Source organism: Phyllobacterium sp. LjRoot231 (assembly GCF_964253365.1).
Lineage (GTDB): Bacteria > Pseudomonadota > Alphaproteobacteria > Rhizobiales > Rhizobiaceae > Phyllobacterium.
The window spans coordinates 400,056-424,573 of record NZ_CAXUQT020000003.1; the positions used below are offsets into that span (position 1 = coordinate 400,056).

At 56.6% G+C, this 24,518-nt stretch carries 26 protein-coding genes and 1 pseudogene; 20 read left to right on the top strand and 7 right to left on the bottom strand.

Annotated elements, in window-relative coordinates:
• Positions 1-595 precede the first annotated feature (595 nt).
• Positions 596-817 (top strand): helix-turn-helix transcriptional regulator, encoded by a 222-nt coding sequence (locus ACSQ3H_RS28070; protein WP_436120325.1) that lies wholly within the window; start codon positions 596-598, stop codon positions 815-817.
• On the opposite strand, the gene ACSQ3H_RS28075 is transcribed toward ACSQ3H_RS28070, so the two are convergent.
• A complete protein-coding gene (locus ACSQ3H_RS28075) occupies positions 814-1,194 on the bottom strand; it encodes a hypothetical protein (RefSeq protein WP_436120326.1) in 381 nt (126 codons plus the stop codon). The two genes, ACSQ3H_RS28070 and ACSQ3H_RS28075, sit on opposite strands and share 4 nt — an antisense overlap.
• 40 nt (positions 1,195-1,234) lie before the next feature.
• On the opposite strand from ACSQ3H_RS28075, the gene ACSQ3H_RS28080 reads away from it, so the two are divergent.
• The gene (locus ACSQ3H_RS28080) at positions 1,235-1,471 is read left to right on the top strand and encodes a winged helix-turn-helix domain-containing protein (RefSeq protein ID WP_436120327.1); all 237 of its coding nucleotides are present in this window, start codon (positions 1,235-1,237) and stop codon (positions 1,469-1,471) included.
• 104 nt (positions 1,472-1,575) lie between these two features.
• Here the strand turns inward: ACSQ3H_RS28080 and ACSQ3H_RS28085 are convergent, their stop codons facing one another.
• On the bottom strand, positions 1,576-1,905 hold the full coding sequence (locus ACSQ3H_RS28085) for a hypothetical protein (protein WP_436120328.1): 330 nt from the start codon (positions 1,903-1,905) through the stop codon (positions 1,576-1,578).
• A gap of 48 nt (positions 1,906-1,953) precedes the next feature.
• Entirely contained in the window at positions 1,954-2,355 is a 402-nt protein-coding gene (locus ACSQ3H_RS28090) for an HIRAN domain-containing protein (protein WP_436120329.1), read from the bottom strand.
• A 186-nt stretch (positions 2,356-2,541) separates the two neighbouring features.
• Here ACSQ3H_RS28090 and ACSQ3H_RS28095 point away from each other — a divergent pair, with 186 nt between their 5' ends.
• Positions 2,542-2,922: a hypothetical protein gene (locus ACSQ3H_RS28095; RefSeq protein ID WP_436120330.1), complete on the top strand. Its 381-nt coding sequence runs from the start codon at positions 2,542-2,544 to the stop codon at positions 2,920-2,922.
• A 524-nt stretch (positions 2,923-3,446) separates the two neighbouring features.
• Here the strand turns inward: ACSQ3H_RS28095 and ACSQ3H_RS28100 are convergent.
• Together ACSQ3H_RS28100 and ACSQ3H_RS28105 are read right to left on the bottom strand one after the other, a co-directional pair.
• The gene (locus tag ACSQ3H_RS28100) at positions 3,447-3,773 is read right to left on the bottom strand and encodes a hypothetical protein (RefSeq protein WP_436120331.1); all 327 of its coding nucleotides are present in this window, start codon (positions 3,771-3,773) and stop codon (positions 3,447-3,449) included.
• A 360-nt stretch (positions 3,774-4,133) separates the two neighbouring features.
• Positions 4,134-4,847, bottom strand: a complete 714-nt coding sequence (locus ACSQ3H_RS28105; RefSeq protein WP_436120332.1) for an IS6 family transposase — start codon at positions 4,845-4,847, stop codon at positions 4,134-4,136.
• Between the two features lie 50 nt (positions 4,848-4,897).
• On the opposite strand from ACSQ3H_RS28105, the pseudogene ACSQ3H_RS28110 reads away from it, so the two are divergent.
• Positions 4,898-5,614 (top strand): annotated as a pseudogene (locus ACSQ3H_RS28110) (IS110 family transposase); the annotation flags it as partial.
• 752 nt (positions 5,615-6,366) lie between these two features.
• On the opposite strand, the gene ACSQ3H_RS28115 reads toward ACSQ3H_RS28110, so the two are convergent.
• On the bottom strand, positions 6,367-6,663 hold the full coding sequence (locus ACSQ3H_RS28115; RefSeq protein ID WP_436120333.1) for a type II toxin-antitoxin system RelE/ParE family toxin: 297 nt from the start codon (positions 6,661-6,663) through the stop codon (positions 6,367-6,369).
• Complete coding sequence (gene relB, locus ACSQ3H_RS28120) at positions 6,653-6,967, bottom strand: type II toxin-antitoxin system RelB family antitoxin (protein ID WP_436120334.1); 315 nt, start codon at positions 6,965-6,967, stop codon at positions 6,653-6,655. Before relB ends, ACSQ3H_RS28115 begins: the two co-directional genes overlap by 11 nt.
• Positions 6,968-7,455: 488 nt before the next feature.
• On the opposite strand from relB, the gene ACSQ3H_RS28125 reads away from it, so the two are divergent.
• The 16 genes from ACSQ3H_RS28125 to ACSQ3H_RS28200 all read left to right on the top strand — a co-directional run bounded on the left by ACSQ3H_RS28125 (position 7,456) and on the right by ACSQ3H_RS28200 (position 24,160).
• Complete coding sequence (locus ACSQ3H_RS28125; protein ID WP_436120335.1) at positions 7,456-7,869, top strand: EF-hand domain-containing protein; 414 nt, start codon at positions 7,456-7,458, stop codon at positions 7,867-7,869.
• A gap of 196 nt (positions 7,870-8,065) precedes the next feature.
• The gene (locus ACSQ3H_RS28130; protein ID WP_436120336.1) at positions 8,066-8,503 is read left to right on the top strand and encodes a hypothetical protein; all 438 of its coding nucleotides are present in this window, start codon (positions 8,066-8,068) and stop codon (positions 8,501-8,503) included.
• A gap of 375 nt (positions 8,504-8,878) precedes the next feature.
• A complete protein-coding gene (locus ACSQ3H_RS28135) occupies positions 8,879-10,138 on the top strand; it encodes an ABC transporter substrate-binding protein (RefSeq protein ID WP_436120423.1) in 1,260 nt (419 codons plus the stop codon).
• A gap of 117 nt (positions 10,139-10,255) precedes the next feature.
• Positions 10,256-11,179, top strand: a complete 924-nt coding sequence (locus ACSQ3H_RS28140; RefSeq protein ID WP_436120337.1) for a carbohydrate ABC transporter permease — start codon at positions 10,256-10,258, stop codon at positions 11,177-11,179.
• Positions 11,180-11,181: 2 nt separating this feature from the next.
• Positions 11,182-12,051 (top strand): carbohydrate ABC transporter permease, encoded by an 870-nt coding sequence (locus ACSQ3H_RS28145; RefSeq protein WP_436120338.1) that lies wholly within the window; start codon positions 11,182-11,184, stop codon positions 12,049-12,051.
• Positions 12,052-12,056: 5 nt separating this feature from the next.
• Complete coding sequence (locus tag ACSQ3H_RS28150) at positions 12,057-13,118, top strand: ABC transporter ATP-binding protein (RefSeq protein WP_436120339.1); 1,062 nt, start codon at positions 12,057-12,059, stop codon at positions 13,116-13,118.
• Positions 13,119-13,134: 16 nt separating this feature from the next.
• On the top strand, positions 13,135-13,875 hold the full coding sequence (locus ACSQ3H_RS28155) for a formylglycine-generating enzyme family protein (protein ID WP_436120340.1): 741 nt from the start codon (positions 13,135-13,137) through the stop codon (positions 13,873-13,875).
• A complete protein-coding gene (locus ACSQ3H_RS28160; RefSeq protein WP_436120341.1) occupies positions 13,854-14,867 on the top strand; it encodes a ScyD/ScyE family protein in 1,014 nt (337 codons plus the stop codon). The genes ACSQ3H_RS28155 and ACSQ3H_RS28160 overlap by 22 nt, the downstream gene beginning before the upstream one ends.
• A 394-nt stretch (positions 14,868-15,261) precedes the next feature.
• A complete protein-coding gene (locus tag ACSQ3H_RS28165) occupies positions 15,262-16,356 on the top strand; it encodes an extracellular catalytic domain type 1 short-chain-length polyhydroxyalkanoate depolymerase (protein WP_436120342.1) in 1,095 nt (364 codons plus the stop codon).
• A gap of 888 nt (positions 16,357-17,244) precedes the next feature.
• Positions 17,245-17,499 (top strand): hypothetical protein, encoded by a 255-nt coding sequence (locus ACSQ3H_RS28170; RefSeq protein WP_436120343.1) that lies wholly within the window; start codon positions 17,245-17,247, stop codon positions 17,497-17,499.
• 337 nt (positions 17,500-17,836) lie between these two features.
• Positions 17,837-18,049 (top strand): hypothetical protein, encoded by a 213-nt coding sequence (locus ACSQ3H_RS28175; protein WP_436120344.1) that lies wholly within the window; start codon positions 17,837-17,839, stop codon positions 18,047-18,049.
• Positions 18,050-18,389: 340 nt separating this feature from the next.
• Positions 18,390-19,535: a TRAP transporter substrate-binding protein gene (locus ACSQ3H_RS28180; RefSeq protein WP_436120345.1), complete on the top strand. Its 1,146-nt coding sequence runs from the start codon at positions 18,390-18,392 to the stop codon at positions 19,533-19,535.
• Positions 19,536-19,620: 85 nt separating this feature from the next.
• Positions 19,621-20,289, top strand: a complete 669-nt coding sequence (locus tag ACSQ3H_RS28185; protein WP_436119986.1) for a TRAP transporter small permease subunit — start codon at positions 19,621-19,623, stop codon at positions 20,287-20,289.
• Positions 20,286-22,031 carry a TRAP transporter large permease gene (locus ACSQ3H_RS28190; RefSeq protein ID WP_436119985.1) on the top strand — a complete coding sequence of 582 codons (1,746 nt, stop codon included), beginning with the start codon at positions 20,286-20,288 and terminating at the stop codon, positions 22,029-22,031. Before ACSQ3H_RS28185 ends, ACSQ3H_RS28190 begins: the two co-directional genes overlap by 4 nt.
• Positions 22,032-22,513: 482 nt before the next feature.
• A complete protein-coding gene (locus tag ACSQ3H_RS28195; RefSeq protein WP_436120346.1) occupies positions 22,514-23,764 on the top strand; it encodes a PQQ-dependent sugar dehydrogenase in 1,251 nt (416 codons plus the stop codon).
• 81 nt (positions 23,765-23,845) lie between these two features.
• Complete coding sequence (locus ACSQ3H_RS28200; protein WP_436120347.1) at positions 23,846-24,160, top strand: c-type cytochrome; 315 nt, start codon at positions 23,846-23,848, stop codon at positions 24,158-24,160.
• Positions 24,161-24,518 lie beyond the last annotated feature (358 nt).

Sequence of the window (24,518 nt, forward strand, 5' to 3'; positions counted from 1 at the left end):
GTCTTCCTCAATCTTTGTGGTGCTTGGCCTGGTCAACTGCCCGAAATCATTTCTCCCTATGCAAGCCGGACATGTCGGGGTTGCTGAATTCGTTGAGCTTTTTGCTCACCGCAGCGGAAGAACGCTTGATGAAGCGTCCTAACATTCCAGTCAACGACCACACGATTCCGCATAGCTGAAGCGCCGTATCACCACGCTCGGCACCAGGAAGACTACTCGGGTTGGGGGGCATAGATGACTGGACTGGCCCAAGGGCTCTAGCTTAGCTAAGGGCAATCGTAGCGGATTTGGAACGGCCCAAGGTTGTTAATGTGCTGCCAGATCCCAGCTGAGCCAGCTGGTTCACAAACACCACACAGATTGAGGAAGACCCGAATTAAATGCCTCGCGACATCGGATCTCCGACTATATCTTCAGAAAGTTCACAGAATTTTCCAGAAGAACACTCCCGATCGCCGACAGTTTGGATCTATCCGATGGGGTTTGACATGGCGCGAAGAGAATTGGGTCCAGGAGAAACGCAAGGCTTTCGCCGGCATCATCGAGAGCCTCTTCCGAAAACTCGATCGCGACAAGTCCTGATCGGAACGATGCAATGGTTGATCAGGAAAAATACCTGCCTGTCGCTGCCATGCGCAGGCGCTATGACGTGAGCACGCGTTCAATCTACCGGTGGCTTGAAGATGAGGTCATGCGCTTTCCCAAGCCGATTACAATCAAGAACCGCCTGTATTTCAAGGAAGCGGATCTTATGGCCTGGGAGGATTCGTTGCGCTTCGGCTTCCCCGGCGCGACCGACAAGGCGCCGGGGAATTAGTTTCCTCGGGTTTTTGCCTCGTCGTACGATTCCTGAAGTTCGCGTTCGATCTGCTCTTTGCGTGCGTCCGACAGGTTGTTGAACGCCTTGACCGCCCGGTCTGTGATGATGTCCACCTCAGCGGCAATCAGCTCGTATGGTTCTTCCAAGCCGCGAAGCATGTACTCGGCGGAAATATCATCGGAACGTTGACGGGTCTTGGCATTCCCTTCATGAGCGAATGCACAGTAGGCCTGCACAAACTCCTCCTTCATCTCAGGTTCCGTCAGCGCCGCTAGCGATCGGCCGCGCTCGACGTAGGATTGTGTGCGGCCTAGATTGGTCTGCGCAAGCGCGTGATGCGCGACGCTGGAGGCGCTATCTTCGTCGTCAGACATTTGTCCGATCCTCACAGAAATTCACTCAGGGAGATACCATATGGCAAACCACCTCTTCATGACAGACGCAGAGGTTGCAAGAGCGCTCGGCGTAACCACCCAGGGCTTCAAAGAACAGCTTGAGGTGCTCGAGAGAAAAGAGTTTCCGCATGAGGACGAGTTTTTCAAGAACCGGCGATACTGGCCGGCCGTGAAAGCTTACTTCGACCGCGAGTATGGTTTGGTATCGACGCCGGCACAAACACCGTACGGTCCGGACGGCGTAGAGAACTGGTGATGGATGCCGCAGCCTTCGCAATTCTTTGGCGGAAGATTAAGCCCGGCAATTTCCAGAACTACCGCACCCGTCACAAGCGCATGTCCTGGCGCGGACGTTTGGTTTTAATCCTCATTGTTGGGGTCGTCGGCCATCTTAATCGGCTCCAAGCCCTGCAACGTCCTAAGCTTGTTCGCAGCAGTGACCGATAGGTTGGTCCACGTATCAGCGATCGTTTCGGCAGCATCGGTAAGGTCGACGTCGTCGACGTCGTGCTGTTCCATTTCTTCGATAATGCGATCAAAGGTCTGGGCGCCTTGCGCGACGACACGATATAGCCGGGATGCCTGAGCCTGGCTTAAATCAGGAATCTCAAGCGTCTGCGCAACGTCGTCCGCAATCTGCTTCGCGAACTCCGCTTGCTCCTGAAGCGTTGATACCCAATCGATGGCCATGATTTCCCCCCAACAGCAAACTCGCAGAGCCGTGGAATGGCGTCAATCTCAACCCGCCTTATATGCCGGAGCATGTTCTGAAGGGCCGATTATCTGAAATTGAATCTCCACAAAGCCGTCGCGGCCTACATATGTCTTAAGTAGCCTTGGTTGGATCATTGAGGAAACGCCCAAGCGCGCCATCTTTGCAGCCTCTTCCTTGTCGACGAAACCCAGCAACTTACGTCTTTTCCCGATCCAGCTGTTCCAACAGCCCCATACTTTAATAGCATTGCGATCATGCGGATTATCTGGGTCAAGGTCGAACTCGAGCCATTGTTTCCCGGTGCCCTCGCAAAAGGCGGCGCTGTCTTCACGCCGCATGGCAGTGCCCATGACTTGGCAGCGGTCCTGATAGATTTGATAACCTTCAGGAATTTCCTGCTCTTGTAGATGATACTTCTTATGCATGGTGCCCCCGCTCGCCAAAGTTGCAGAGCCGGCCGTGGGCGTCAATCCTTCCCAACAGAAGCCGTTCGCCTGTGCAAACGGGCTCAGTCATCCGCATATAAGCCAAAGGAGCGTGCCTCGAAGCCAGCCAAAGCCAAGCCCGCCGCAGCCAATGACGACAAGCCTCTACCGGCCGAGGATTCGGACGTGAGCCCATTCGCGCCATTCGGAACGTTCGACGCGAAAATAATCGACAGTGAAGTTGACTGGCCGGATCTAAAAACCCAGCAGGTCACTTTGACTATAGTGGCTGGGGGGCACACCTTCGAACACAAGTTCCTAATAGAGTCTTCAGACCAAGCGAAGCAGGAACGTGGACGGCAGTTTCTGGCAACGCTCGCCAAGCTAACTGTCGAAGGGGCGACCTTTAATGACACCGACAAAGAGGTTGAAGTCATCGGGGTAACCCTTGCCGGAGATGACCTTGAATTCATCGTCATCCGCGAAGTAGAGGGAGGGCTCCTTATCCCAAGCTTGAACTGTGAGGTCTATAGGACGAAGTTCAATTCTTCCAAAACGGAAGAATAGCAACACCGCGGCCGGTGGGTCCGATTCCAACCCATCTAGGTTACAGGATAACAGGGGTGCGGGAAGCGAGTTGTTGAGCTCCTGCCGCGTTCGGACGATGAACAGTAGGCCGCATAAAAAAAGACCCGGCGCGGGAGGAGGTGCGCTGGGCCCTTTGATTGTGAACGTACCGCGGGAGGAGGTGAGTCCGTTCGGGCATCGGGATATCTGGGAGGAGTAGAGCCCGACATCCGTAAGTTAGCACGGCTCAAATTAGAGGCAATTAGCAACTCTGCATAATAGCTATGCAAATTGTCGCATTGCGCTCTTCCTAGGAATCATGACGCCCCCAAGCAACTTATTGCGAGCAAGATCGTCGTCACACTCATGCTACCGTCTTAACGTTGCTTTTGGCCCCACCAAGGCGACACGCCCGGCCCGCGACCATTCCCAAATGCCAACGGGTCGGGCAACTGGGGCACATTGAAATGACGCCCCACGCTGAGGCAGAGCGTCAGTAGGTTGATCCCTGTTCTCGACTTGACCTATCGGGTTGGACCCGTTGCCGGCGCGGGATTGGATAACAAACCAGTCAATCCTCCTGTCGGGGCCGTGGGCCGCGATAGAGCCGCGATGATGCGCTGAGTATTTATATGGTGGATAAATGCCTGTTTTTGTTCCTCGCCGCTGTAAATGACAAAGCTATTATGCCCAGACGCAGCCTTCATCACTTCCACGCATTCAAAGAGCGGCTTGTTCTTGAACCAGTTGTGATAGAACGCGACGAATGCCACTAACGCATCGTGCCAAGGAACGTTGCTAAAACTCCCTACGGTAGCAAAGAATGGCTTCTCTTCCGGCTTGATCACCATTGACATCCTGATTGATGCCGCTCCACCGCATGTCGAGAACGTGACCATCAAGCCCTCGGGAAGTACGTCATTTATCGGGGAAAGAACCTCGCACAATTCTGACCACGTGATCATGGTGTAATCGGTAAGTTGAATACCCTCGTCGCTGCCGTGCATGCTCAAATGGACAATAGGTGCGCCACCTCCATGGCGATCCAATTCCCGTTTGAATATGCTATCATTCTCAACGCTAAACGCACCCGCGTCCCCCACATGCGCAACTTTTTTCCGTTTGTTTGAACATTTATAAGGATGACTGGCACCGTAAACTTAACCTGATATATTTCGCGTTTGGGCGCTTTTGTGACTTTGTAGCTGATCTCATGCCGCTTGTAGGCATGCGATTTCGCGCCACGCATCCATGGCAGCGTTGCGACAAGCGCGATGGTCGGATGAAGTTAACTTGTTGCGTGGAAAGTGGTGGAGATTGGCGATGGGATCATGAATGGAAACGAAGCGTTGAAGCTGCCGAGTTGATTTGAATCGCTTCATGATCTTTTCTCGTCGTCGAATTGGCTGGTGCGAATTCTCCGCCCGGTTGTTGAGCCCCTTATGCTGGCGGTGATCGCAAACGGTCAGACCAATCTGCCTGTTGCCAGCCGCATAGGATCTGAGTTTGTCCGTCACCATGACACGCGGCACACAACCTTGTTTCTTAAGCAGCTTGCGGATCAAGCGTTTGGCGGCCTTGGTATTCCTGTGGCTTTGTACCAAGACGTCCAATACAAAACCATCCTGATCGACGGCGCGCCAGAGCCAGTGTTTCCTGCCCCTGATCGAAACGACAGCTTCATCAAGGTGCCACTTGTCGCCAAGGCGTGGCGTACGTCTGCGGATCTTATTGGCGTAGCCCCGCCCGAACTTTTCCGCCCATGTGCGGATCGTCTGGTGTGTGACGATTATGCCCTTGTAGGCAAGCATGTCTTCGACCATGCGAAGACTGAGCGGGAAGCGGAAGTACAGCCACACCGCCTCGGCGATAACCTCAGCTGGAAAACGGTGACGGCGATAGAGTAGATCACGAACCTCGGTCATCACTCAAATTCACAAAGAAACATCGCCAACTGGTTAAGTTTACAATGCCTCCGACGATGCGCTTCGTTGCGGTAAAGAGTGAGGAACAGCAAACCAGCGCAGCCGTGTTTCGTGCCCGGGATTTACTGGTCCGCCAACGCACCCAGCTCATCAATGCGCTGCGGGGCCAGCTTGCCGAATATGGATGGATCGTTGCTCAGGGGCCCTCGCACGTCGCCAGGCTTGTCGCGGTCGTCGATGATCCAACAAGCGGGCTGCCGCAAGCCGCGCGTGCCGTGTTCGCGATCCTGGTCGAGACATTGAGAGCGCTTGATGAACGTGTCCGGCAACTCGATGCTGAAATTGCACGTCGTGCCAAAGAGGATGAAGCGGCACGCCGGCTTATGAGCGTTCCCGGCATTGGACCAATTACAGCGATCGCGCTGATGGCTCTTGCTCCCGACCCTGCCACCTTCACCAAGGGGCGTGATTTTGCCGCCTGGGTTGGGCTGACGCCATTACAAAAATCGACCGGCGGCAAACAGAAGCTGGGAGCCACGTCGAAGATGGGGGAGCGAACCTTGCGGCGCTTGCTCATTATCGGAGCGAGTACCGTAGTGATGCATGCGGCGCGCAAGGGCGCTCCAAAAGGATCGTGGCTGGCGCGCATGATTGCGTGCAAACCACGTATGCTGGTTGTCGTAGCCCTCGCCAACAAGATGGCCCGGATTGTCTGGGCACTGATGTCAACGGGTGAAATTTGCAAAGCTCCGACGGTGACGCAGTAGTCGTTCACCGTCAGAGCCGTCGTGGGTGTAGGACAGACAAAGGATAATATGGCGTAACGGTTGATGAGACGGGATCAGAAGAACCAGTTTGGTGCATCGTGCTCAAGTACGCATCCGTGATTTGGATCTGGTCCACGAACTCCCATATTGGCCCTGGCATCGAAACTGCCAACAAAGAGGCCGGACAGATGACAGTGCTCAACTACACTCCATAAAGTCAAAATTTGTCTTGCATTCTAAGGGGCGTCCACAGATGCACCAACGCCCCCCACATGTCCACATTGCGACTGCCGGATCATCGGACATGGCGTCGAACAGGACGAGATCATTTATTGCTGTGCACATTGCGCCGCGGAGGAAGGGCTGACCGGACTGACCGATCGCGTGCCCTGACGTGACGCGTTACCTTCCTGAATCTGAACGCTCAGATGGGGGACGATGATGGCGGCCAAAAACCGCTGTCAGCGGCATTTTCAACTGATCGCTTATTGGCAACCGACTATTTTGTACAAGGCCAAGAACGGGAGAAGGGCGTCACGTGTCACAGCCATGGCGGGCCAAAGTCGGTTTCAGCGAGGTTTCTGGCTAACTTGCCTTTCTGAGTCTCTGCTATTGGTGGTGATGGAAACAGAGCACAAAGGCTATTGCCGGCTCCCGTTCCTTTAAATAATGCCATGCCAGACGCTGTTGTCCCTGTATTCTCGATTTTCGGGACAATCAGAAGATTACCCAACGAGGATCTTTTGATCAAATCAGCCTGCGCCGACCATGTCATCGGGCCATTGCTGTGCGCTATGCAACAAGCGCAGGATTCTCACCGTGTTGCCACTGATGCGGTAGGCCGCGATATAGGGTGTCTGGTGGATGACCAGTTCACGCGTGCCATCAATACGGCCGCGGCGGCCGCTCTCCGGAAACTGCGTCAGTCGTCTGATCTGAGAGCTGATCCGATCATCCACAATCACGGCCATGTGTGGGCTGTCTTGCTCGATGTAGTCAAATATTTCGTCACGATCCGCCAAAGCAAAAGCTGACCACTCAAGTTTCACGCGTCACCTTCGCCGATTTGCGACCAGCTGCCGCACGACGCTTGGCGAAATGGGCTTCCACCTCGTCATGAGGAATCGCTGGGCGTGAATCGTTCAGTGCTTCCTGCACCTTGGCTCGGAACCACGCGTCATGTGCGGCGGGGTCTGTTGCCAAGCCAATCGGCAACCCACCTTCATTGGCAACCCGCGTCAGAAGGATGCGCACTGCATCTGATACGGTTAGCCCCATTTTATCTAACACAGCCGCCGCTCGTTCTTTCAATGCGGGGTCAATACGAGTCTGTACCACTGCACTTGCTACCATAACCATGCTCCTTCTCAATTCAGAGGTCCCCAACAATGTAGTGCAATTGAATGACAAATACCACCGCACGCTTACCTGGTCGATGATAATCCTGTGACTCATCGTCGACCGGCGCGGAGTCATCAGCGCTATGTGGCGCCGATGACGGATGGCCGGCGATAAGATGCGTGCCGCGGCTCGCGTGGCCGGCGCCACTCTCATCCGTTCGTCATCGATCGCTATCATGACGTATGGCCGAAAGACTATTGACCGCCATTGCCTTGCGCGGTCGTGATGGTTTCAGAAGATTTCGACTGCAAGGCAAGGGAAGCTGCTTCGCGGACTGTGGCTTCGAACATTGTTCTGGCGCAAATACGTGTCATGGTTTTTCGCTATGATGGAATTGAAAGACAGTGGCGTGCTGCCGGGAGGCAGGAACGTTTCTGCAGCCAGCCACAGCTGTCAGCAACTTTGAGCGGGCTCTAAGCGCTCGGAGCAAGGAGTCTCCCATGACGTTAACAGCATTGCCACGCGCGGCCATCCTCGCCGCCATCGTTGCCGTCGGTGCGACGGGTGCTGCCCTCGCACAAACGGCTGATCCACATCCCGATGCGACGTCCTCACAGCCGACGCCTTCGCCAGAGTCCGGCGATATGCCCGGGCAAGACCAAGGTACGCAACCCGCCCAACCCGGCATGAAGGGCCGCGACATGATGCACTCGGGCATGATGGGTAGAATGCCGATGATGGGCATGCGCGGGCACATGATGAAGATCATGTTTGCCATCGCCGATGTCGATGGCGACGGTGCGCTGTCCTTCGAAGAAGTGACAACGGTCCATAAGCGAATCTTCGACAAGATAGACGCAAACAAAGATGGCAAGGTGACGCCCGAGGAGGTACAGGCGTTCATGCGGCCGTGAGGCAATTGAACGGGTTGCGCGGGATCGGCAATCCGACCGTGTGGAACAGCCGCGCATTGGCGAAGCCTGCACGTTTTCGTGAATGAAATCCTGCAGGCCTCATCGTGATTGGACTTCGCGACCCGTTGGAGTCACGTTTGCCTTGGGTATAAGTCGGAAATGGGCGGGCCAACTATCGTTCGAATAGGAGGTCAAAATGAAGCACCATGCACTCGAGCAACTGCAGATCGTCGCCGAGGTCGATCAGGACTACCCGCGCCGGGCCATGTCGCGCAATGAACGTCTCCGACGCTGGGCGGAACTCCTCGAACAGAATGCTGACCGGCGGCTCGCGACGCTGCACCAGACCGAGTATCAGCCAGCCACGGAGCGCGCGGCCATGCGCAGCAATAGCTCGCCAATCTCGGTCGCTTTCGAGGACCCAGTCCTCCGCGCAGCCGGGTTGGAAAATGACAGTTACGGCGAAGCGAAGCGGTTCTTCGAACTGACCGACCATCAATTGCACAGGGTCATCTGCTATTGCCATTTCGGTGCGACCGTCAGCGCCGCGGAGGCCGCCCATCAAATCCGTAAGACGCTTAGCGAGAGACAGCGAGGCATGTTTATTCGGTTGCGTGTTATGTTCGACAGATAAAGTCGGCGACAGTTCGCAGGATCAAGTGGCTTGCCTCGCTCGTCGAGCTGCCGTGGTATGCGCTAAGGCGGTGGCGGAAGTTCTGTTGCGGGAGAAGCGTCCGTCGGAGCCTATCCCATTGATATTATTGCGAGTTAATGCCATTGCCACGTAATGAAACTCATTTAAAACGGATCGATGGTGGCCAAGTCCTGAGCCCGGAGCTTCTGCTTGACAAGCGCGAAAATGGAGAGCGTAATCAAGAGTCCAAGAGGAAAAAGCTAGCTAATACTCGTCTCGTCCAGAAGGGATGAAGAGGTCCGGAGGCGGGCCTTCATCGAGGCCAGAGTCCCCCGGGAGGAGCGCTTAATCAGCAATCCAGCAAGGGAGGAAATGATGGTTCGCAAACTTCTTCTCACCTTGGCTTTTGCGGCGTCCACACTTGCGATCACCGGAGCCGCATGGGCCGACATCACGATCCTCGTACCGTCGGGCAGCGAGGGCGACGGCCTGCGGGCAGCCGCCGCCGATTACTCGAAGATGAAGGGCAGCAAGGTCGAGATCGTTCAGGCGCCTTATGCCAACGTTTTTGAACAAGGCGCCAATGCTGGAGCCACCAAGTCCGGCGTCTTCGATATCATCCTGATGGACGACCCGTGGATTCCGTTTTTCGCCGAGAACGGGCATCTGGTCGATCTGACGGCTTTCTTCAAGAAGGCGGGAACGGAAGGACCGGATAACGATTTCCTCTCGAAGTCGCTGGCGATCTGCCGCAACCCCTACAATACGGGACCCTATGTGTGCCTACCGTATGTTGGCAATGCGCAGATGTTCTTCTACGACGCCGCCAAGTTCAAGGAAGCCGGCGTCGACGCCCCGAAGACTTGGGACGACGTGCTGAAGGCGGGCAAGACGCTGACAGAAAGCGGCGGCGGTCGCTATTTCGGCTACGTTTTCCGCGGCGGTCAGGGAAACCCGGTGGTTGCCGATTTCATGCCGATCTTCTGGTCCTATGGCGCAGATATGTTCAATACCGACCGGACAAAGGTGACAATTGACACGCCCGAAGGAGCCGCCGCCATGAAGACGTTCATGGCGCTCCGCGATATCTCGCCGAAGGGGGTCGAGAGCTACAATGCCAACGAGGTTGGCACAGCGCTTGCTGCCGGAACGGCTGCCTCGTCGATCAACTGGCCGAACTGGGTCGCGACCTTTGAAGACCCGAGCCAGTCGAAGATGGTCGGCAAGATCTCCTACAGCCCTATTCCGGAGGGTACCAAGCCGGGCAGCTCCGAAATCGGACACTGGACCATGGGTATCACGTCGGCTTCGAAGAACAAGCAGGAAGCCTTCGACTTCATGCTCTGGGCGACAACGCCCGAACAGATCAAGATTTCCGCCACGCGCGGTAATCCACCTGTCCGGACCTCGGTTTTCACCGATCCCGAGCTGACCTCGCAGGAGAAGTTCCGGCACTATCCGGTGTTGATGGCGGCGATCCAGGCCTCGACGCCGCGTCCGCGTCACCCGAAGTGGCCGGAGATCGAGAATGCCTTCGGCATAGAGCTCTCCAAGGCCGTCGCGGGCACGATCACACCAGAAGAGGCTTTGAAGAGCGCGCAGGCGGCGGTCGAACAGATCACCGGCCTCAAATAGGCGAGGGACTTATGCGGAGCGGGTTTTTCGAACCTGCTTCCGCCGTCGGCAATGGCCTTTGGTAACCCTGAAACCTGATAACTCGGGCGCCGGGGCAGGGCTCTACGGGAGCGACCCATGTTGAAGTCCGCAAATGCCACGTTGACTGGGCAGGTTGGGCTGGGTGGCGAACTGGAGCGGTGGGCGGAGCGCCATTTGCGCATCCTCATGCTTGCGCCGACGGTGCTCATCCTGCTCGGACTGACGATCTTTCCCAGCGTCTACATGTTCTATGCGGCGGTTCACAAGATCAGCCCGAACCCCGACGTGCCATGGGACTTTATCGGTCCCGGCAACTTCGTGCGGCTTCTCTCCGACCCACAATTCCACGTCGCACTCTGGAACACGGCCGTGTTCACCGTCTTGGCGGTGTCGGCCGAATTCCTTCTCGGTCTCGGCTTGGCGTTACTGCTCGACAAGTATATCCGCCGCTTGACCTTTCTGAAGACAATCCTGATGATCCCGATGATGCTGCCGCCGATCGCGGTCGCAATCACATGGAAGCTCATCTACGAGCCTCAATTCGGCGTCCTGAACGAAATCATGTTCCGTCTTGGCCTTCCGTTGCAGGCATGGGCGGGCGACGCGAGTCTTGCAATGTTCTCGATCATCGTTGCCGATGTCTGGCAATGGACGCCCTTCATATTCCTGCTGATGCTGGCGGGGCTGGCCAGCCTGCCAGTCGAGCCTTACGAGGCCGCCGCGCTCGACGGTGCCTCGTCCTGGCGGCAGTTCTGGGATCTGACGCTGCCTTTTCTCAAGCCGGTCATTGGCATTGCGCTGCTCTTGCGCGTCATGGATGCGCTGCGCCTCTTTGATCTGGTGTTCATCCTGACGGGCGGGGGCCCGGCTGACCGAACCAAGGTTTTGAGCCTCTATATCTATCAGGTCGCCTACCGCTTCGCCGATCCGGGCTATGCGGCGGCGATGTCGCTGTTTGTTCTGTTCGTGACGATCGTTCTGAGCACCTGGTTTATGCAGCGCATGCGGCTGGCGGATTGACCATGACGATTGCCACAAAAATGCAAGCACGCAGCCGCACCAGGGATGTGCTCATCCGACTGTTGGCCTATCTGACGATTTTCGTCGCGCTGGTCGTAACACTTTTTCCCATCTATTGGATAGCGGCGAACTCGTTCAAGTTCGATATCGACATTTTCGCCGTGCCGCCGGAGTGGGTGCCCCGAAGCCCTACGCTGAAGCACTACAACGAAGCGTTCATCCAGCGTCCGTTCCTGCGCTATGCGCTGAACAGCTTCCTGGTTGCTGTGGGAACGACCACCGTTTCCCTGGTTTTCGGCACCATGGCCGGCTATGCCTTGGCGCGCTTCAATTATCCGTGGCAATGGCGAAAGCAGATCTCGTTCTGGATCCTGTCAACACGCATGATGCCGCCCATCGTCAGCATCATTCCGCTCTACCTGTTCTTCAATTATTTTGACATGCTCAACACGAAGTCGGCTCTCATTGTCGCCTACACCGCCTTCAATCTGCCCTTTGCGACCTGGATGATGAAGAGCTATTTTCAGGATCTTCCGGTCGAGCTCGAGGAAGCAGCGATTGTAGACGGCGACACACGGTGGGGGGCGTTCCTGCACGTGGCTTTGCCGCTGGCCCGGCCGGGCCTTGCGGCAACCGCCATCTTCTGCCTGATCATCTCGTGGAACGAGTTCCTGCTTTCGCTCATCATCACGCTGACCGAGCAGTCGCAAACCCTGCCGATTGGCATTGCTGGGCGGGTGACGCAATACAACACCTATTGGGGCGAAATCAGCGCCGCGGGTTTCATGGCCTGTGTGCCAATCGTCATCTTTGCCTTCATCGTCCAGAAGCATCTTGTCCGGGGACTTTCACTGGGTGCAGTCAAAGGTTGAAATCCATGGCGTCCGTCAGATTCAACAATGTCAGCAAGAAGTTCGGCGAATTTGTCGCTGTGGCCAACTTCAACCTGGAGATCATGGACAAGGAGTTTCTCGTTCTGCTCGGACCCTCCGGCTGCGGCAAGACAACAACCATGCGCATGGTCGCCGGCCTGGAGGAGGCCACGTCGGGCGACATCTACATCGACGCGGACCGCATCAACGGTGTTCTGCCCAAATATCGCGATGTCGCGATGGTCTTCCAGTCATATGCGCTATATCCCCACCTCACCGTCGAGGACAATATCGGCTACCCGCTGAAGATCCGCAAAGTTCCGCCCGCCGAACGCAAGCGGCAAATAGCCGAGGTCGCGCGGCGCGTGGAGCTCGACTCGATGCTGTCGCGTCTTCCGAAGGAACTCTCCGGTGGCCAGCGCCAGCGCGTAGCGCTCGCCCGCGCTATCGTCCGCACGCCGCGTGTCTTTCTCATGGATGAGCCGCTGTCCAATCTCGACGCCAAGCTTCGCACCCAGATGCGCGCGGAGTTGAAGCACCTTCAGCACGACCTTCAGGTCACCACGATCTACGTCACCCACGATCAGATCGAGGCGATGACGCTCGCCCACCGCGTGGCCGTGATGAACAAGGGTGTGATCGAGCAGCTTGGAACGCCGAGGGAAATCTACAACAATCCTCGTACCCTGTTCGTCGCCGGATTTATCGGCTCGCCACCGATGAACCTGATTCCGGGAGAGGTAAAAAACGGCGTTTTCGCCAGCGACGGCTTCAGGGTGGGGGGTCTCGGCCGGGCGAACGTCTCGCGCGCCGTCCTCGGTGTCCGTCCGGAGGACGTCTATGTGGCGGGAGTCGACGGCGCCGGCGTCAATCTGGTCGCGCCGATCTATTCAGTGGAGCTCACCGGAGAGAGCACGTTCGTCAGCCTGCGGCTGAGCGGTCAGCTCATGACCCTGCGCGCCGACAAGAATTTCGCCGGTCAGATCGATCAGCAGATCGGTGTCAAGGTCGCGACGGATCGCGTGTTTCTGTTCGATGGGGAGACTCAATATCGCGTCGACTTCTGACATATGGGCGGCAGCCATGGTGATCACCGTGACATATGGCGCGGCGGCGGTCGATGGTCGCCCCATCGCCGGCAATCCCCTGATCGAAATTACCGCTGGCGCGTTTGTCTTTGGCCGCGACGACGGCCCTGAAAACGAACGCCCGCGTCGCGTGCTGGAGGGCGGAGCGTTTGCGATCAATCGCACCGAGATCACGAACCTGCAATATCGACGCTTCGTCCGTGCGACCGGCCACCGAGCGGCCTTCTACGCAAACCACCCGATGCTGGGATTGGACGAACGGCCGGTCGTCGGGGTAAGCTGGGCCGATGCCGATGCCTTTTGCCGTTACCATGGACTGGCTCTGCCGTCGGAGCAGCAATATGAGCGGGCAGCGCGGGGAACGGACGGTGCCGCGTTTCCATGGGGCGTGGCCCCGCCCGACGCGACCCGTGCAAATTCCGGCGCCGATGCCTGCTGTTCGGGTGACGCGCGCGACGGCTATCTCATGACCGCGCCGGCGGAGTCCTTTGCCAATGGCGCGAGCAGCGAGGGCGTCCTTGATCTCGTCGGCAACGTTTGGGAGTGGACACGCGATATCTACGCGCCCTATGAAGGCGGGCACGGCGCGACAAGTGACGGACGATACCGCGTATTGCGCGGCGGCTCCTGGAACAGCGATCCCGCCCACCTCACGACGACCTATCGCCTCGCATATGATTCAGAATTCCGCTTTTCAGCCAATGGAGGCTTCCGATGCGTCCGTTCCGCGTCCTGATGATCGTCGCCGGTCTTCTTTTCCTGGCGGCTGACGCCGGTGCAGAGCCGACGGTTGCGTCCGGCTACAGGCTTGAGACGATTAACGTGCCGGGTGCCGCATTCTCCGGCCTGTCGCGCGACGGCGAGGTGCTGCTCGTCACCGATCTCGCCAGCGGTCGGCTCTATCGGCGCGGCTCGGACGGCAAGTTTGCCGCGTTCGGCCCGGCCTTTCCCCATGGCCTCGACGTGATGGGCGACCCGACGGGTCCCTACCGCGTCGTTCACACCGGCGACATCCATGTTATCGCGCAGGGATGGACGCCGGTCGACACCGACGCCGGTCCGCTTGACCATGCGCTCGTCGCGCTCGACGGCGCTGGTGAGGTCCGTGTCATCAACAGCGATTTCTGGAATCCGTTCGCCTTCATCGCGGCGGGCGGAACCTACTACGTGATCGATGCCGCACGAAACAGCGTTGAACGCGTACAAGCGGACGGCCGGAAAGACACAATCATCAGCTTCCGCCGGGAGACAGCCACAGCAATGCGGAGCCTTTCGCCTACCGAGTTCGCGGAAGGAAACAGCTACCAAGTCGACGCGGTGCCGACAGGCATCGCGCTTTGCGACGGACGCCTTCATGTCGCGCTGTTCGGCGGCTTTCCCTTCCTGGCGGGCGCTGGAAAGGTCATATCCATCCCTGAAGCCGGTGGCGCAACAACACCGCGGCTTGAAGTCGAAGGCCTGAATGCGCCCGTCGGCATCGCCTTCGACAACGATGGCGGGATGCTGGTTCTTGAACATGGCACCTTCGATCAGAAGCAAGGATTCCAGAAAGGCAGCGGTCGTTTGCTCCGGCTCGACAAGACGACAGGTCACCGGGAGATCATTCTCGACGGTTTGACGCGGCCCGTGTCCGTCCTCTTCTGGGACGAGCGACAGCTCGTTGTTTCCGAGCTGGGTGGCAATCTCCATTTTGTGACCCGAGAACCAAGGCCGTCTAATGCAAACTGACCGTCAGGCTTCCGGTAGAGGGTGGACGGCGCAGCTAACCCGCAGTTCCAGGAAAAAGTTGCTCCCGTCCTGGGGAGGGATGGCGGGAGCAACAGGTTGCCGTGGGAGGGGAATCCACGGCTGGGGTCAAAAAAAAGAACTCCAAGATTTCCGGGAATGCGTTTTGCTGTCCTAGAGCCCTTGGAAGCATTTTTGCACGTTTCCAGCGCCTTCAAATTGGACCAAGGACGCGCAATTTGAATAATAGCGCTATCTAATGGCGTTGTGCAGGTCATCAACGCTTGCACCTTTTCATTAAAAGTTTAATTTGTGCAGTGCAGCAACTATTTCGCAGTTGCAGCATTAGGGGCATGTGGGAGGGCACTATTGTGGACGTTGACTGAAAGGTGACACCATGCGGAACATTGCCGACACGATAAAAAGACTAAACGCCAGAAATACATTTGCCGACCGCCCCTTGAGCAGGGCAACCAATTCTTCCCTGAAGCCACTTCCGGATTTTGGCTCCAATCCCGGCAACCTGCGTGCTTGGCACTACGTTCCCGTCGGCTTGGTGATCGATGCGCCATTGGTGGTCGTGCTGCACGGCTGCACGCAAACGGCAGCAGAATACGACATAGGCTCGGGGTGGTCGCAACTCGCAGATAAACATGGATTCGCCCTGCTCTTTCCCGAACAGCAGCGATCAAACAACCCGAACCTTTGTTTCAACTGGTTTGCCACGGCAGACACCACGCGCGGGCATGGAGAAGCCCTGTCCATTAGCCAGATGGCGTCAACCATGATCAGAAGGCATTCTCTGGACCGATCGAGAACCTTCATAACGGGTCTGTCGGCTGGTGGTGCCATGGCTGGGGCGATGCTGGCCACTTACCCCGATCTCTTTGCAGGCGGTGCGACCATAGCGGGTCTGCCCTACGCAACGGCTTCAAGCATTCCCGAGGCGTTTGATAGAATGCGGGGACACGGCCTGCAGGAAAGCGCCATGCTTGCCGACCGCGTTCGCGGTGCATCGGACTACAACGGACCTTGGCCGTCCGTTTCCATATGGCATGGTACGGACGACATGACAGTGGACCCGGTGAACATGGAGGCCATCGTCGCGCAGTGGTACTCTCTGCATGAGATCGAAAGACCGCCGACGACGGGCACTGTCGATGGTCATACCGTACGTAGATGGCGCAATGCAGAAGGCATCGCTGTCATAAAGGCCTACTCAATAAAGGGCATGGGACACGGTACGCCTATCCAGACCACTGGTTCGCAAAGCGCCGGGAGTGCACGCCCGTTCATGCTGGATGTCGGCATCTCCTCGACATGGCACATCGCCAAATCTTGGAACCTTATCCAAGGAGAGGCTGTGACCCAGACCCAGAATGTCATCCCGTACGCGCCGGTTCCGGATAAGCGGCTTGTTCGGGAAAACGGAACACAGTCAGTCAGTCTGGTGATCGAGAAAGCCATGCGCGCGGCAGGTCTTATTAAATAGTATCAAGTGGACGATCTAGCAGAGGATCAACTCATTGGTGAGGTCAATGGCCTGCAGCCGACTAATCATGCGCTGCCTTTATGAATCCCATTAAGGAACAAGTTTCGCCAATGCTGCGAAGACTGCCGAGAGGATCAACATCCCAAGTGCAATCGGAATGAATGATACGATTGACCCGAGTGACGGGTTTGTACGACGTTCGCTGTTTGCCTTCGATAAGTTTTGACGAAGTCTTGTGGGACCCAAGGATGACGAAACTCGGCGCGATATTCGGAAACCCCTCATCGAATTGCACCCAACCCAGATTCAGCACTTTTTTGGGCAAGGTCCATTTCACCATGCGTGATCAGCCAGCTGGAGAAAAGAATGACCGCTACTCCAACCAGAATGACGAGCCACAGGCGCAGAAAAACGCCGAGTTCTTCGCGGTAAGAACTGACTTCGGGTCCGCTTCCTGCACGGTATTTGATGTAATTTCTCACTAGTTGAGAGTAAAATACCTTGTTGGCATCCCCCGGCCAGCAGGGGCTTGGTCGAAGGTATTCTTCCCCCGAACACAATGAGGCCAAGCCTCACTTTCTGGGAACCAACATTCACGAAACGCGTTTTACAGTCGCCGAGATAGCAATGGACAAGTTCCAAAAATGCCTCTCGACAGGGGCTCAGCATTGATCACGACCGAAACCGTGGCAATCTGGGATTGCGCGTATGAGCCAGGAAAGTAATGGAAAAGCTCAGCCCCACTCGGGGCCGGGCTGAATTCTTGAAAGGATTCGCAATCTATCGGAATAGGCGTAAACTCATCTTGTCGCCGGACATTGCATAGTTTGGCCACTGGCGCTCGAGAGATCAGCTGTGCTCCCGCCTTAACCAAATGGGGAGACCATCATGCTTCATTTGACCGGCCGATATTTTTATTCAAACAATGATTGGGAGATTATGCAGCGGGCCCATGCAAAGGCGTCCGAACTGCTTGGGCGTTGCCCACACACGCACGAACACGCGAACCGACTGGCTCGAATAGTCATGAAGCTATTCGATCGGGGGTTGCGCGATGCGGAAGTTCTGGCTTGGGTTGCCGCTAATCAGGAAACAGTCATCTCCAATATCGCTAGCGAGCGTGAAGGCCGCACAGCTTTATAAGCCGAACTATGGCACCGAAGCTAAGTCACAAGCTGGTGCAGCGCCTTCTACTCGGACATTTCAAAGATGTAACAGAAGACATAGTGGTTCATTGCAGCGCTTGCCAAGCCCTCGGCGGGTGGAGCGAGCTTGCGCCGGGACTTTGCAACCCAAGGCGCCGAGGCAGAGAGTAAATGCAAAAGACCCCCGCATTTTCTCTGGCTTGCCTTCAAAGCTTTTCGCTCGGCAGCATCCCCGATTCCCACAATAGGCCCATCTACAGCGGCATGAGAAACCTTCGCGCCTTCTTTCTTCGTGGCCTTACCGTCCAAATGACCAATCCGAAGGCTGATTTGACATGGACCGCGATCATGTCGCGCCCGCAACGACCGCCCTCATCATCATCGTCGGCACGACAATCCTATCGGTGGTCGGGCATATCGCCTACGCGGAAGCCTTTTCAACCAAGCGCGTTGTTGCCGCCTACGGTCGAACGCGTCTTGGTATCGACGCCGTCTTGGGCGTGTTCTTTACCGTCGTGGCTTTGAAGTTGCCTACAAGCCGCACCTGAACCTCTCGCGAATATCCATAACACAAACGTTCTTCAAGCGGCTTGATGCACCCCTGTGACATCGAACGGGATTGAACTTAGGACGCGCAATCCCAGTCTGCCAGAACCTGCATTCACTAGCCGATACCATTGGCGCTTTCGCGCCATTACTGTCGCTGCTCGACACATCACGCGGCGCACTGGGTCTATTTGCAAGTTCAGCAATACAGAATTGTAGTATTTGATCGCCATCCTCTTGCAATATTTGCTTTGGCCGTCATCGAGCAGTCCTTTGCTTGTCCGGTCATTGAGTAGTATTGTTTGACACGGGCGCATAAGCCCGTGCTTTCGGGAGGAGCAAATGACCAAATCAAGGACCCAAACATGGGATAAGACTTCGCGCCGCAAGTTCCTAAGCGGGGCGGCGGTGGCAGGGGCAGCGATCGTTGCTGCACCAAGCGTCGTCAAGGCACAAGGGCCTGTCAGCATGCGCTGGCAAAGCACATGGCCCTCCAAGGATATCTTTCACGAGTTCGCGCTCGATTTCGCCAAGAAGATCAACGACATGACAGGTGGCGACCTCAAGATCGAGGTGCTGCCGGCAGGCGCCGTGGTGCCTGCATTTGGCCTGCTTGATGCGGTGTCGCAAGGCACGCTTGACGGCGGCCACGGCGTACTTGTCTACCATTACGGGAAGCAAACAGCGCTGGCGCTGTGGGGATCCGGACCAGGCTTCGCCATGGATGCCAACATGCTGCTCGCGTGGCACAAATACGGCGGCGGGAAGGAGCTTCTCGCAAAGCTGTATGACTCCATAGGCGCCAATGTCGTTTCATTCCCCTATGGACCGATGCCGACACAGCCGCTCGGCTGGTTCAAAAAACCCATTGGCAAGGTCGAGGATCTCAATGGCTTGAAGTTCCGTACCGTTGGCATCTCCATTGATGTCTTCACTGGTCTAGGCGCAGCGGTCAACGCGTTGCCGGGCGGCGAAATCGTCTCGGCATTGGACCGCGGATTGCTTGACGCGGCCGAATTCAACAATGCCTCATCTGACCGGACGCTTGGTTTTCCGGACGTATCCAAGATCTGCATGTTGCAGAGCTATCACCAGAATGCAGAGCAGTTCGAGATCTTGTTCAACAAGACGAAATACGACGCTCTGCCCGAACAAATGAAGGCCATCATCCGCAATGCGGTCGAAGCGGCTTCGCAGGACATGCACTGGAAGGCGATTGACCGCTATTCAAAAGACTATGTGGAGATGCAGACGACCGACAAAGTCAAATTCTACAAGACGCCTGACGCGATCCTCAAGAGACAATTGGAGGTTTACGACGAGGTCGTGAAGAAAAAGGCGGCGGAAAACCCGCTTTTCAAGGAGATCCTCGAATCGCAGATCACCTTTGCCGAGCGGGCGACGCGATGGGAACAGGACACCGTTGTCGGCCGACGGATGGCGTTCGATCACTATTTCGGACAGAACGCGGCGGCGAAGAAGATCTGACGCGTAATTCGGGCAAAGCATCATTGGGATCATGACCTGGGGTGCTTTGTCCGCCTAAAATATCCTCTCGCCATCGGGGGCTTGCGTGAACGTTCAGCATTTTCTGCATACGGTCGATGCCATCAGCGTGTGGGTCGGAAAGGCCGCAGCGTGGCTCATCGTCGGACTGATGACGCTCGTCTGCATCGAGGTCTTCAAGCGCTATATCATGAACATGCCAACGGCGTGGATATTCGACGCCAGCAGCATGTTTTACGGCACGTTATTCATGCTCGCGGGAGCGTACACGCTGGCGCAAAACGCCCATGTGCGAGGCGATTTTCTCTACAGCTCGATGCGGCCCCGGACGCAAGCGGCGCTTGATCTGGTATTGTACATCGTCTTCTTCCTGCCGGGGATCGCCGCCCTCGTTTACGCAGGCTACGACTACGCAGCGCTCTCATGGCGGATCGGGGAGCACTCAACTGTGACGGCAGAAGGCCCGCCGATTTACTACTTCAAGTCGGTCATTCCGTTGGCTGGTGCCTTTGTGATGCTTCAGGGCGTAGCCGAAATCACGCGCTGTATCGTCTGTCTCAAGACCGGGGAATGGCCCAGCCGGCTCAAGGATGTCGCGGAGATCGACGTCGTCGAGGAGCAGCTCGCGCACAGCGAGCATGTGGATGAGGAAACGCGCAAAGTTGCGATCGAGCGCGCGCAGCAAATTGATGAGACCGCGCGCAAACGTGGTTCGGGGGGAGACCTGCAAACATGAGCGATCCTGTCCTCGGACTAACGATGCTTATGCTCATCGTGGTCGTTATCATGATGGGTTTCCCGACGGCCTTCACGCTGATGGGCCTTGGCATGTTTTTCGGCTTCTACGCGTTCTACAACCCAGCGGAGCACTGGATAGATAATCGCATCTTCGATCTGATGGTCCAACGCACCTATGGGGCCATGACCAACGACGTTCTGATCTCCATCCCGCTGTTCGTGCTCATGGGGTATGTGATGGAACGCGGAGCCTTGGTCGACAAGATGTTCTACAGCATCCAGCTTTCGTTCCGGCGCGTGCCGGCGTCACTCGCCGTTGCGACACTCATCGTCTGCACGTTCTGGGGCATCGCCAGCGGCCTCGTCGGCGCAGTGGTGGTCTTGATGGGGGTGATTGCCTTCAACCCGATGCTGCGTGCCGGATACGATGTGAAGCTCGCTTCCGGTGTAATCACTGCGGGTGGCACGCTGGGTATTCTGATCCCGCCGTCTGTCATGATCATCGTCTATGCGGCGGTCGCGGGGCAGTCCGTCGTGAAGCTCTACGCCGCTGCGATGTTCCCCGGCTTTTTCCTCGCCTTCCTTTATCTCGTCTACATTCTTGCCTGGGCGACCATCAATCCGAAGATTGCTCCACCCTTGCCGGAGGAACAGACAAAAGTCCCGGTGCCTACATGGATGCGAAGCTTTCAGGCAGTCTATTCACGCAACATGCTTGTCGGGCTTTTTTCAGCGTTGTTCGCACCATCCAGGGCTATGGCGCTGATGGCTGAGGATGGACCTCTTACGTATTGGAAGCTGCTCAGGAATTTCTGTGCCGCGCTGGTACCGTTCGCCTTGACAGCACTCACCCTTTTGCTGGTGTGGTGGTATGTCGTCATCCATCCGCAAGCCTCAGCCGACACCGAAGCAGCTGCTGGATTGGAGCAGCTTGGCTCACCGGTGGTGGAAGCTGGGCCGGCAACGCCTGTTGGGCCAGCGACCGGTTTCTATGTTTCGTTCGGGATCATTGCCGCGCTCGCCGCAATAGTGCTCGTTCGTTACTACCGGAATATGAATGCCGAGCGGCTAGAGGTCGTGAAGCTTCTGACCTCATCCGTGATGCCACTGGGTATTCTCACCGCCGTCGTGCTCGCCGTCATCCTGTTTGGAATAACGACGGCCACCGAGTCCGCGGCAGTCGGTGCCGCCGGTGCCTTTCTGCTGGCATTCCACGCCCGAACACTCAACTGGAAGCGCACCAAGGAAGCAGTGTTCCTCACCGCAAAGACCACGGCGATGGTGTGCTGGCTCTTTGTCGGCTCGGCGCTGTTCTCCGCCGTTTTCGCAATCCTCGGCGGTCAGGCGCTGCTCGAGCAATGGGTGCTGTCGCTTGACCTGACGCCAGTACAGTTCATGATCCTGTCGCAAGCGATCATCTTCATTCTCGGCTGGCCGCTCGAATGGACCGAGATCATCATCATTTTCGTGCCGATCTTTCTACCGATGTTGAAGCACTTCAACATAGACCCGGTTCTTTGGGGAGTACTCGTCTTCGTGAACTTGCAAGCGGCGTTCTTGTCACCCCCGGTCGCGATGTCGGCGTTCTATCTCAAAGGCGTCTCTCCGCCGCATGTCACACTCAACCAGATCTTCGCAGGCATGATGCCTTACATGCTGATCGTCATCGTTTGCATGATCATCATGTACATCTGGCCCGGCATAACGCTCTGGCTTCCGAACTATCTTTACGGCGGCTGAGAAAGACTACCGTTCTCGAGACGCCGTCCGCGACCACGCGTTTTTTCGCCGCCCCGATTCACGGAATGTCCCTTGGAGGGCCCGCGCAGGATCTCTAGCTCGGAGATAGTTGTGGTTGGAAGATCTGCTGTACTTGTGCGAACTAAGCAGCTCCGGCGAGGTTGAGATTGCTTACCCACACTTTGATGCCTACTAGCATGATGAGGAGTGCCGCTGGCCTTGTCTAATCTATGCGAGTGAGGGGCTCTACCGGCGGCGGCGATAATATCGATACTCGGTGAGTCAACAAGTTATGCTGCTACTGCAAACCAGCTGTAAACCCAGTTGATTGTCAGGCAAATTGATTTGTGCAATACTTCCTAGTCTTGAGTCAGACTTGCAGAGTCTACGCTTGGTGCCGGAAATCTCAAACAAAAGCGACCGCCCGCGACGTAGTATCTGGCTATTTCAGATGCCGCAAGCTGGCCACTTGGGAGGATACCGTGATCAAGAAACTCGCTTTCGTTTTATCATGCGCAGCCGTCTTTTATTTAACGTCCGCCTTTGCGCAGGACGCCAATCTCGAGAAACTTGGCGGCTTCAAGACTACCGGCACACCGATGATGGAGCCAATCCCGCAGACTGGGGAAAACGCTGAAGCCCTCAAAGCAATCGCGGCGAAAATCAAAGTTCCCGATGGCTTCAAGGTCAGTCTCTATGCCATCGTTCCCGACGCCCGTCATATGGCCGTGGGACCACAAGGTGTGGTGACTTTCGTTGGTACCCGCAAGGAATTGGTCTACTCGATGACCGACCGCGACAAGAACCGCGTCGCCGACGATGTGAAGGTGTTCGCGCCTTCGATCAAGATGGCGGTGCCGAACGGCGTTTGTTTCTCCAAGGATGGCCACCTTTATCTCGCGGAACAGAACCGCGTGCTGTGGTTTCCGGCGGCCGAGTTTTTCTATGAAGGCCCGGATGTCGCGGCCTTCGCCATCGTCAAGCAAGGTGAACTGATCCCCGCGTCTAATGAGAGCTACAATCACACCGCGCGCACCTGCCGCGTCGGGCCCGATGGCCGACTGTATATTACGATCGGCCAGCCCTTCAATGTGCCAGCGCCCGAAGTACTCCCGGAGTTTCAGAGACTGGGCATCGGCGGTATCATAAGCATGAAACAGGACGGTTCCGACCGCAAGATCTACTCGCGCGGTATGCGCAATCCCCTCGGCATCGACTTCAATCCAAAGGACAAGACAATTTGGGTGAATGACAATCAGGTCGACGGCATGGGTGACACCATCCCCCCGGGTGAAATGAACCATGTTACCGGGCCAGACCAGAATTTTGGCTTCCCATGGTATGGCGGCGGCAAGACCCGCACCAATGAGTACAAGGACACCACAGTGCCCGAAGGCGTGATCTTCCCGGCGGTCGAGCAAGATGCTCACGCGGCCGACCTCGGCCTGTCGTTCTACACTGGCAAGCAGTTCCCCGAGAAATACCGGGGCGGTATCTTCTCGGCCCAGCACGGTTCCTGGAACCGCGTAAACCCCGTGGGTGCTCGGGTGCTGTTCACCTCGCTTAAGGCAGACGGCTCGGCGGACAAGACGGAAGTGTTCGCTGAAGGCTGGCTGAACGGGAATGGCGAGTATCTCGGTCGTCCGGTCGATGTTCAGGTGCTTAACGACGGTTCACTGCTGGTGTCCGACGATTTGGCCGGAGCAGTCTGGCGGATTTCCTACGGCACTTAAGTAAACTTCGCCATGCGGCGGGCTCTGCCTGCCGCATGACTCATTCCCCCTATATAGAAATAGGAGGTTGATATTCGCGGTTTGATAGTAAGTCTGGCTGCTCTTGTTGCCTGTTCGACTGTTGCGGAGGCTGCAGGTGATGCGGCTTCGGGCAAAAAGGTCATGCTGAAGTGCCAAGTTTGCCATGGCAAGGATGGCCTTGCCAAGCTGCCTGAGGCGCCGAATATAGCTGGCCAGAAGGAGGCTTATCTCGTGAGGGCGTTGACGGCCTTCAAGGCCGGCGAGCGCAAGAACGAGCAGATGACAGTCGTGCTCAAGGGCTTGAGCGATGAGGATATAGCGAATGTCGCCGCATACTATTCATCGATCAAGATCACCGTTCAAAATCCGCCATGACGAAGGAAACGTCTGTCGAGACTGGTAATTTTAATGGGGTAGTGTCTACATTGGTAGCAAGGTCGGATCCAACACCGTCGCTTTTGTCACGCGACAATCAACGGATTACCTCGCCTGGAACAGTGAAGATATTTCATCGAAACAGGCTTTGTTTCTGGCCGTCGACAAAACAACGTTCGTGATCGTGCGGGATTGCTTCCGATCCGGATCGCCGTGTGATGCCCCATTCCCGATTGCGAGCAGGCAAATCCGTACCATCTCATCAATCAGACGTTCTCCCTCGGGCCGCGGTCCAAACAGCCGAGACGAGCGTCAAAGCGACAGCTGTTATCGGTAGCCATGCCTCCGACGATCCCAT

Coding starts and splice junctions, on each gene's coding strand:
- ACSQ3H_RS28155 (WP_436120340.1), top strand. CDS start 13,135: ATGGTGATCACCGTGACATATGGCGCGGCGGCGGTCGATGGTCGCCCC.
- ACSQ3H_RS28080 (WP_436120327.1), top strand. CDS start 1,235: ATGGCAAACCACCTCTTCATGACAGACGCAGAGGTTGCAAGAGCGCTC.
- ACSQ3H_RS28170 (WP_436120343.1), top strand. CDS start 17,245: ATGCTTCATTTGACCGGCCGATATTTTTATTCAAACAATGATTGGGAG.
- ACSQ3H_RS28190 (WP_436119985.1), top strand. CDS start 20,286: ATGAGCGATCCTGTCCTCGGACTAACGATGCTTATGCTCATCGTGGTC.
- ACSQ3H_RS28105 (WP_436120332.1), bottom strand. CDS start 4,847: ATGACCGAGGTTCGTGATCTACTCTATCGCCGTCACCGTTTTCCAGCT.
- relB (WP_436120334.1), bottom strand. CDS start 6,967: ATGGTAGCAAGTGCAGTGGTACAGACTCGTATTGACCCCGCATTGAAA.
- ACSQ3H_RS28135 (WP_436120423.1), top strand. CDS start 8,879: ATGGTTCGCAAACTTCTTCTCACCTTGGCTTTTGCGGCGTCCACACTT.
- ACSQ3H_RS28075 (WP_436120326.1), bottom strand. CDS start 1,194: ATGTCTGACGACGAAGATAGCGCCTCCAGCGTCGCGCATCACGCGCTT.
- ACSQ3H_RS28100 (WP_436120331.1), bottom strand. CDS start 3,773: ATGGTGATCAAGCCGGAAGAGAAGCCATTCTTTGCTACCGTAGGGAGT.
- ACSQ3H_RS28145 (WP_436120338.1), top strand. CDS start 11,182: ATGACGATTGCCACAAAAATGCAAGCACGCAGCCGCACCAGGGATGTG.
- ACSQ3H_RS28175 (WP_436120344.1), top strand. CDS start 17,837: ATGGACCGCGATCATGTCGCGCCCGCAACGACCGCCCTCATCATCATC.
- ACSQ3H_RS28070 (WP_436120325.1), top strand. CDS start 596: ATGGTTGATCAGGAAAAATACCTGCCTGTCGCTGCCATGCGCAGGCGC.
- ACSQ3H_RS28180 (WP_436120345.1), top strand. CDS start 18,390: ATGACCAAATCAAGGACCCAAACATGGGATAAGACTTCGCGCCGCAAG.
- ACSQ3H_RS28090 (WP_436120329.1), bottom strand. CDS start 2,355: ATGCATAAGAAGTATCATCTACAAGAGCAGGAAATTCCTGAAGGTTAT.
- ACSQ3H_RS28085 (WP_436120328.1), bottom strand. CDS start 1,905: ATGGCCATCGATTGGGTATCAACGCTTCAGGAGCAAGCGGAGTTCGCG.
- ACSQ3H_RS28130 (WP_436120336.1), top strand. CDS start 8,066: ATGAAGCACCATGCACTCGAGCAACTGCAGATCGTCGCCGAGGTCGAT.
- ACSQ3H_RS28150 (WP_436120339.1), top strand. CDS start 12,057: ATGGCGTCCGTCAGATTCAACAATGTCAGCAAGAAGTTCGGCGAATTT.
- ACSQ3H_RS28125 (WP_436120335.1), top strand. CDS start 7,456: ATGACGTTAACAGCATTGCCACGCGCGGCCATCCTCGCCGCCATCGTT.
- ACSQ3H_RS28160 (WP_436120341.1), top strand. CDS start 13,854: ATGCGTCCGTTCCGCGTCCTGATGATCGTCGCCGGTCTTCTTTTCCTG.
- ACSQ3H_RS28165 (WP_436120342.1), top strand. CDS start 15,262: ATGCGGAACATTGCCGACACGATAAAAAGACTAAACGCCAGAAATACA.
- ACSQ3H_RS28140 (WP_436120337.1), top strand. CDS start 10,256: ATGTTGAAGTCCGCAAATGCCACGTTGACTGGGCAGGTTGGGCTGGGT.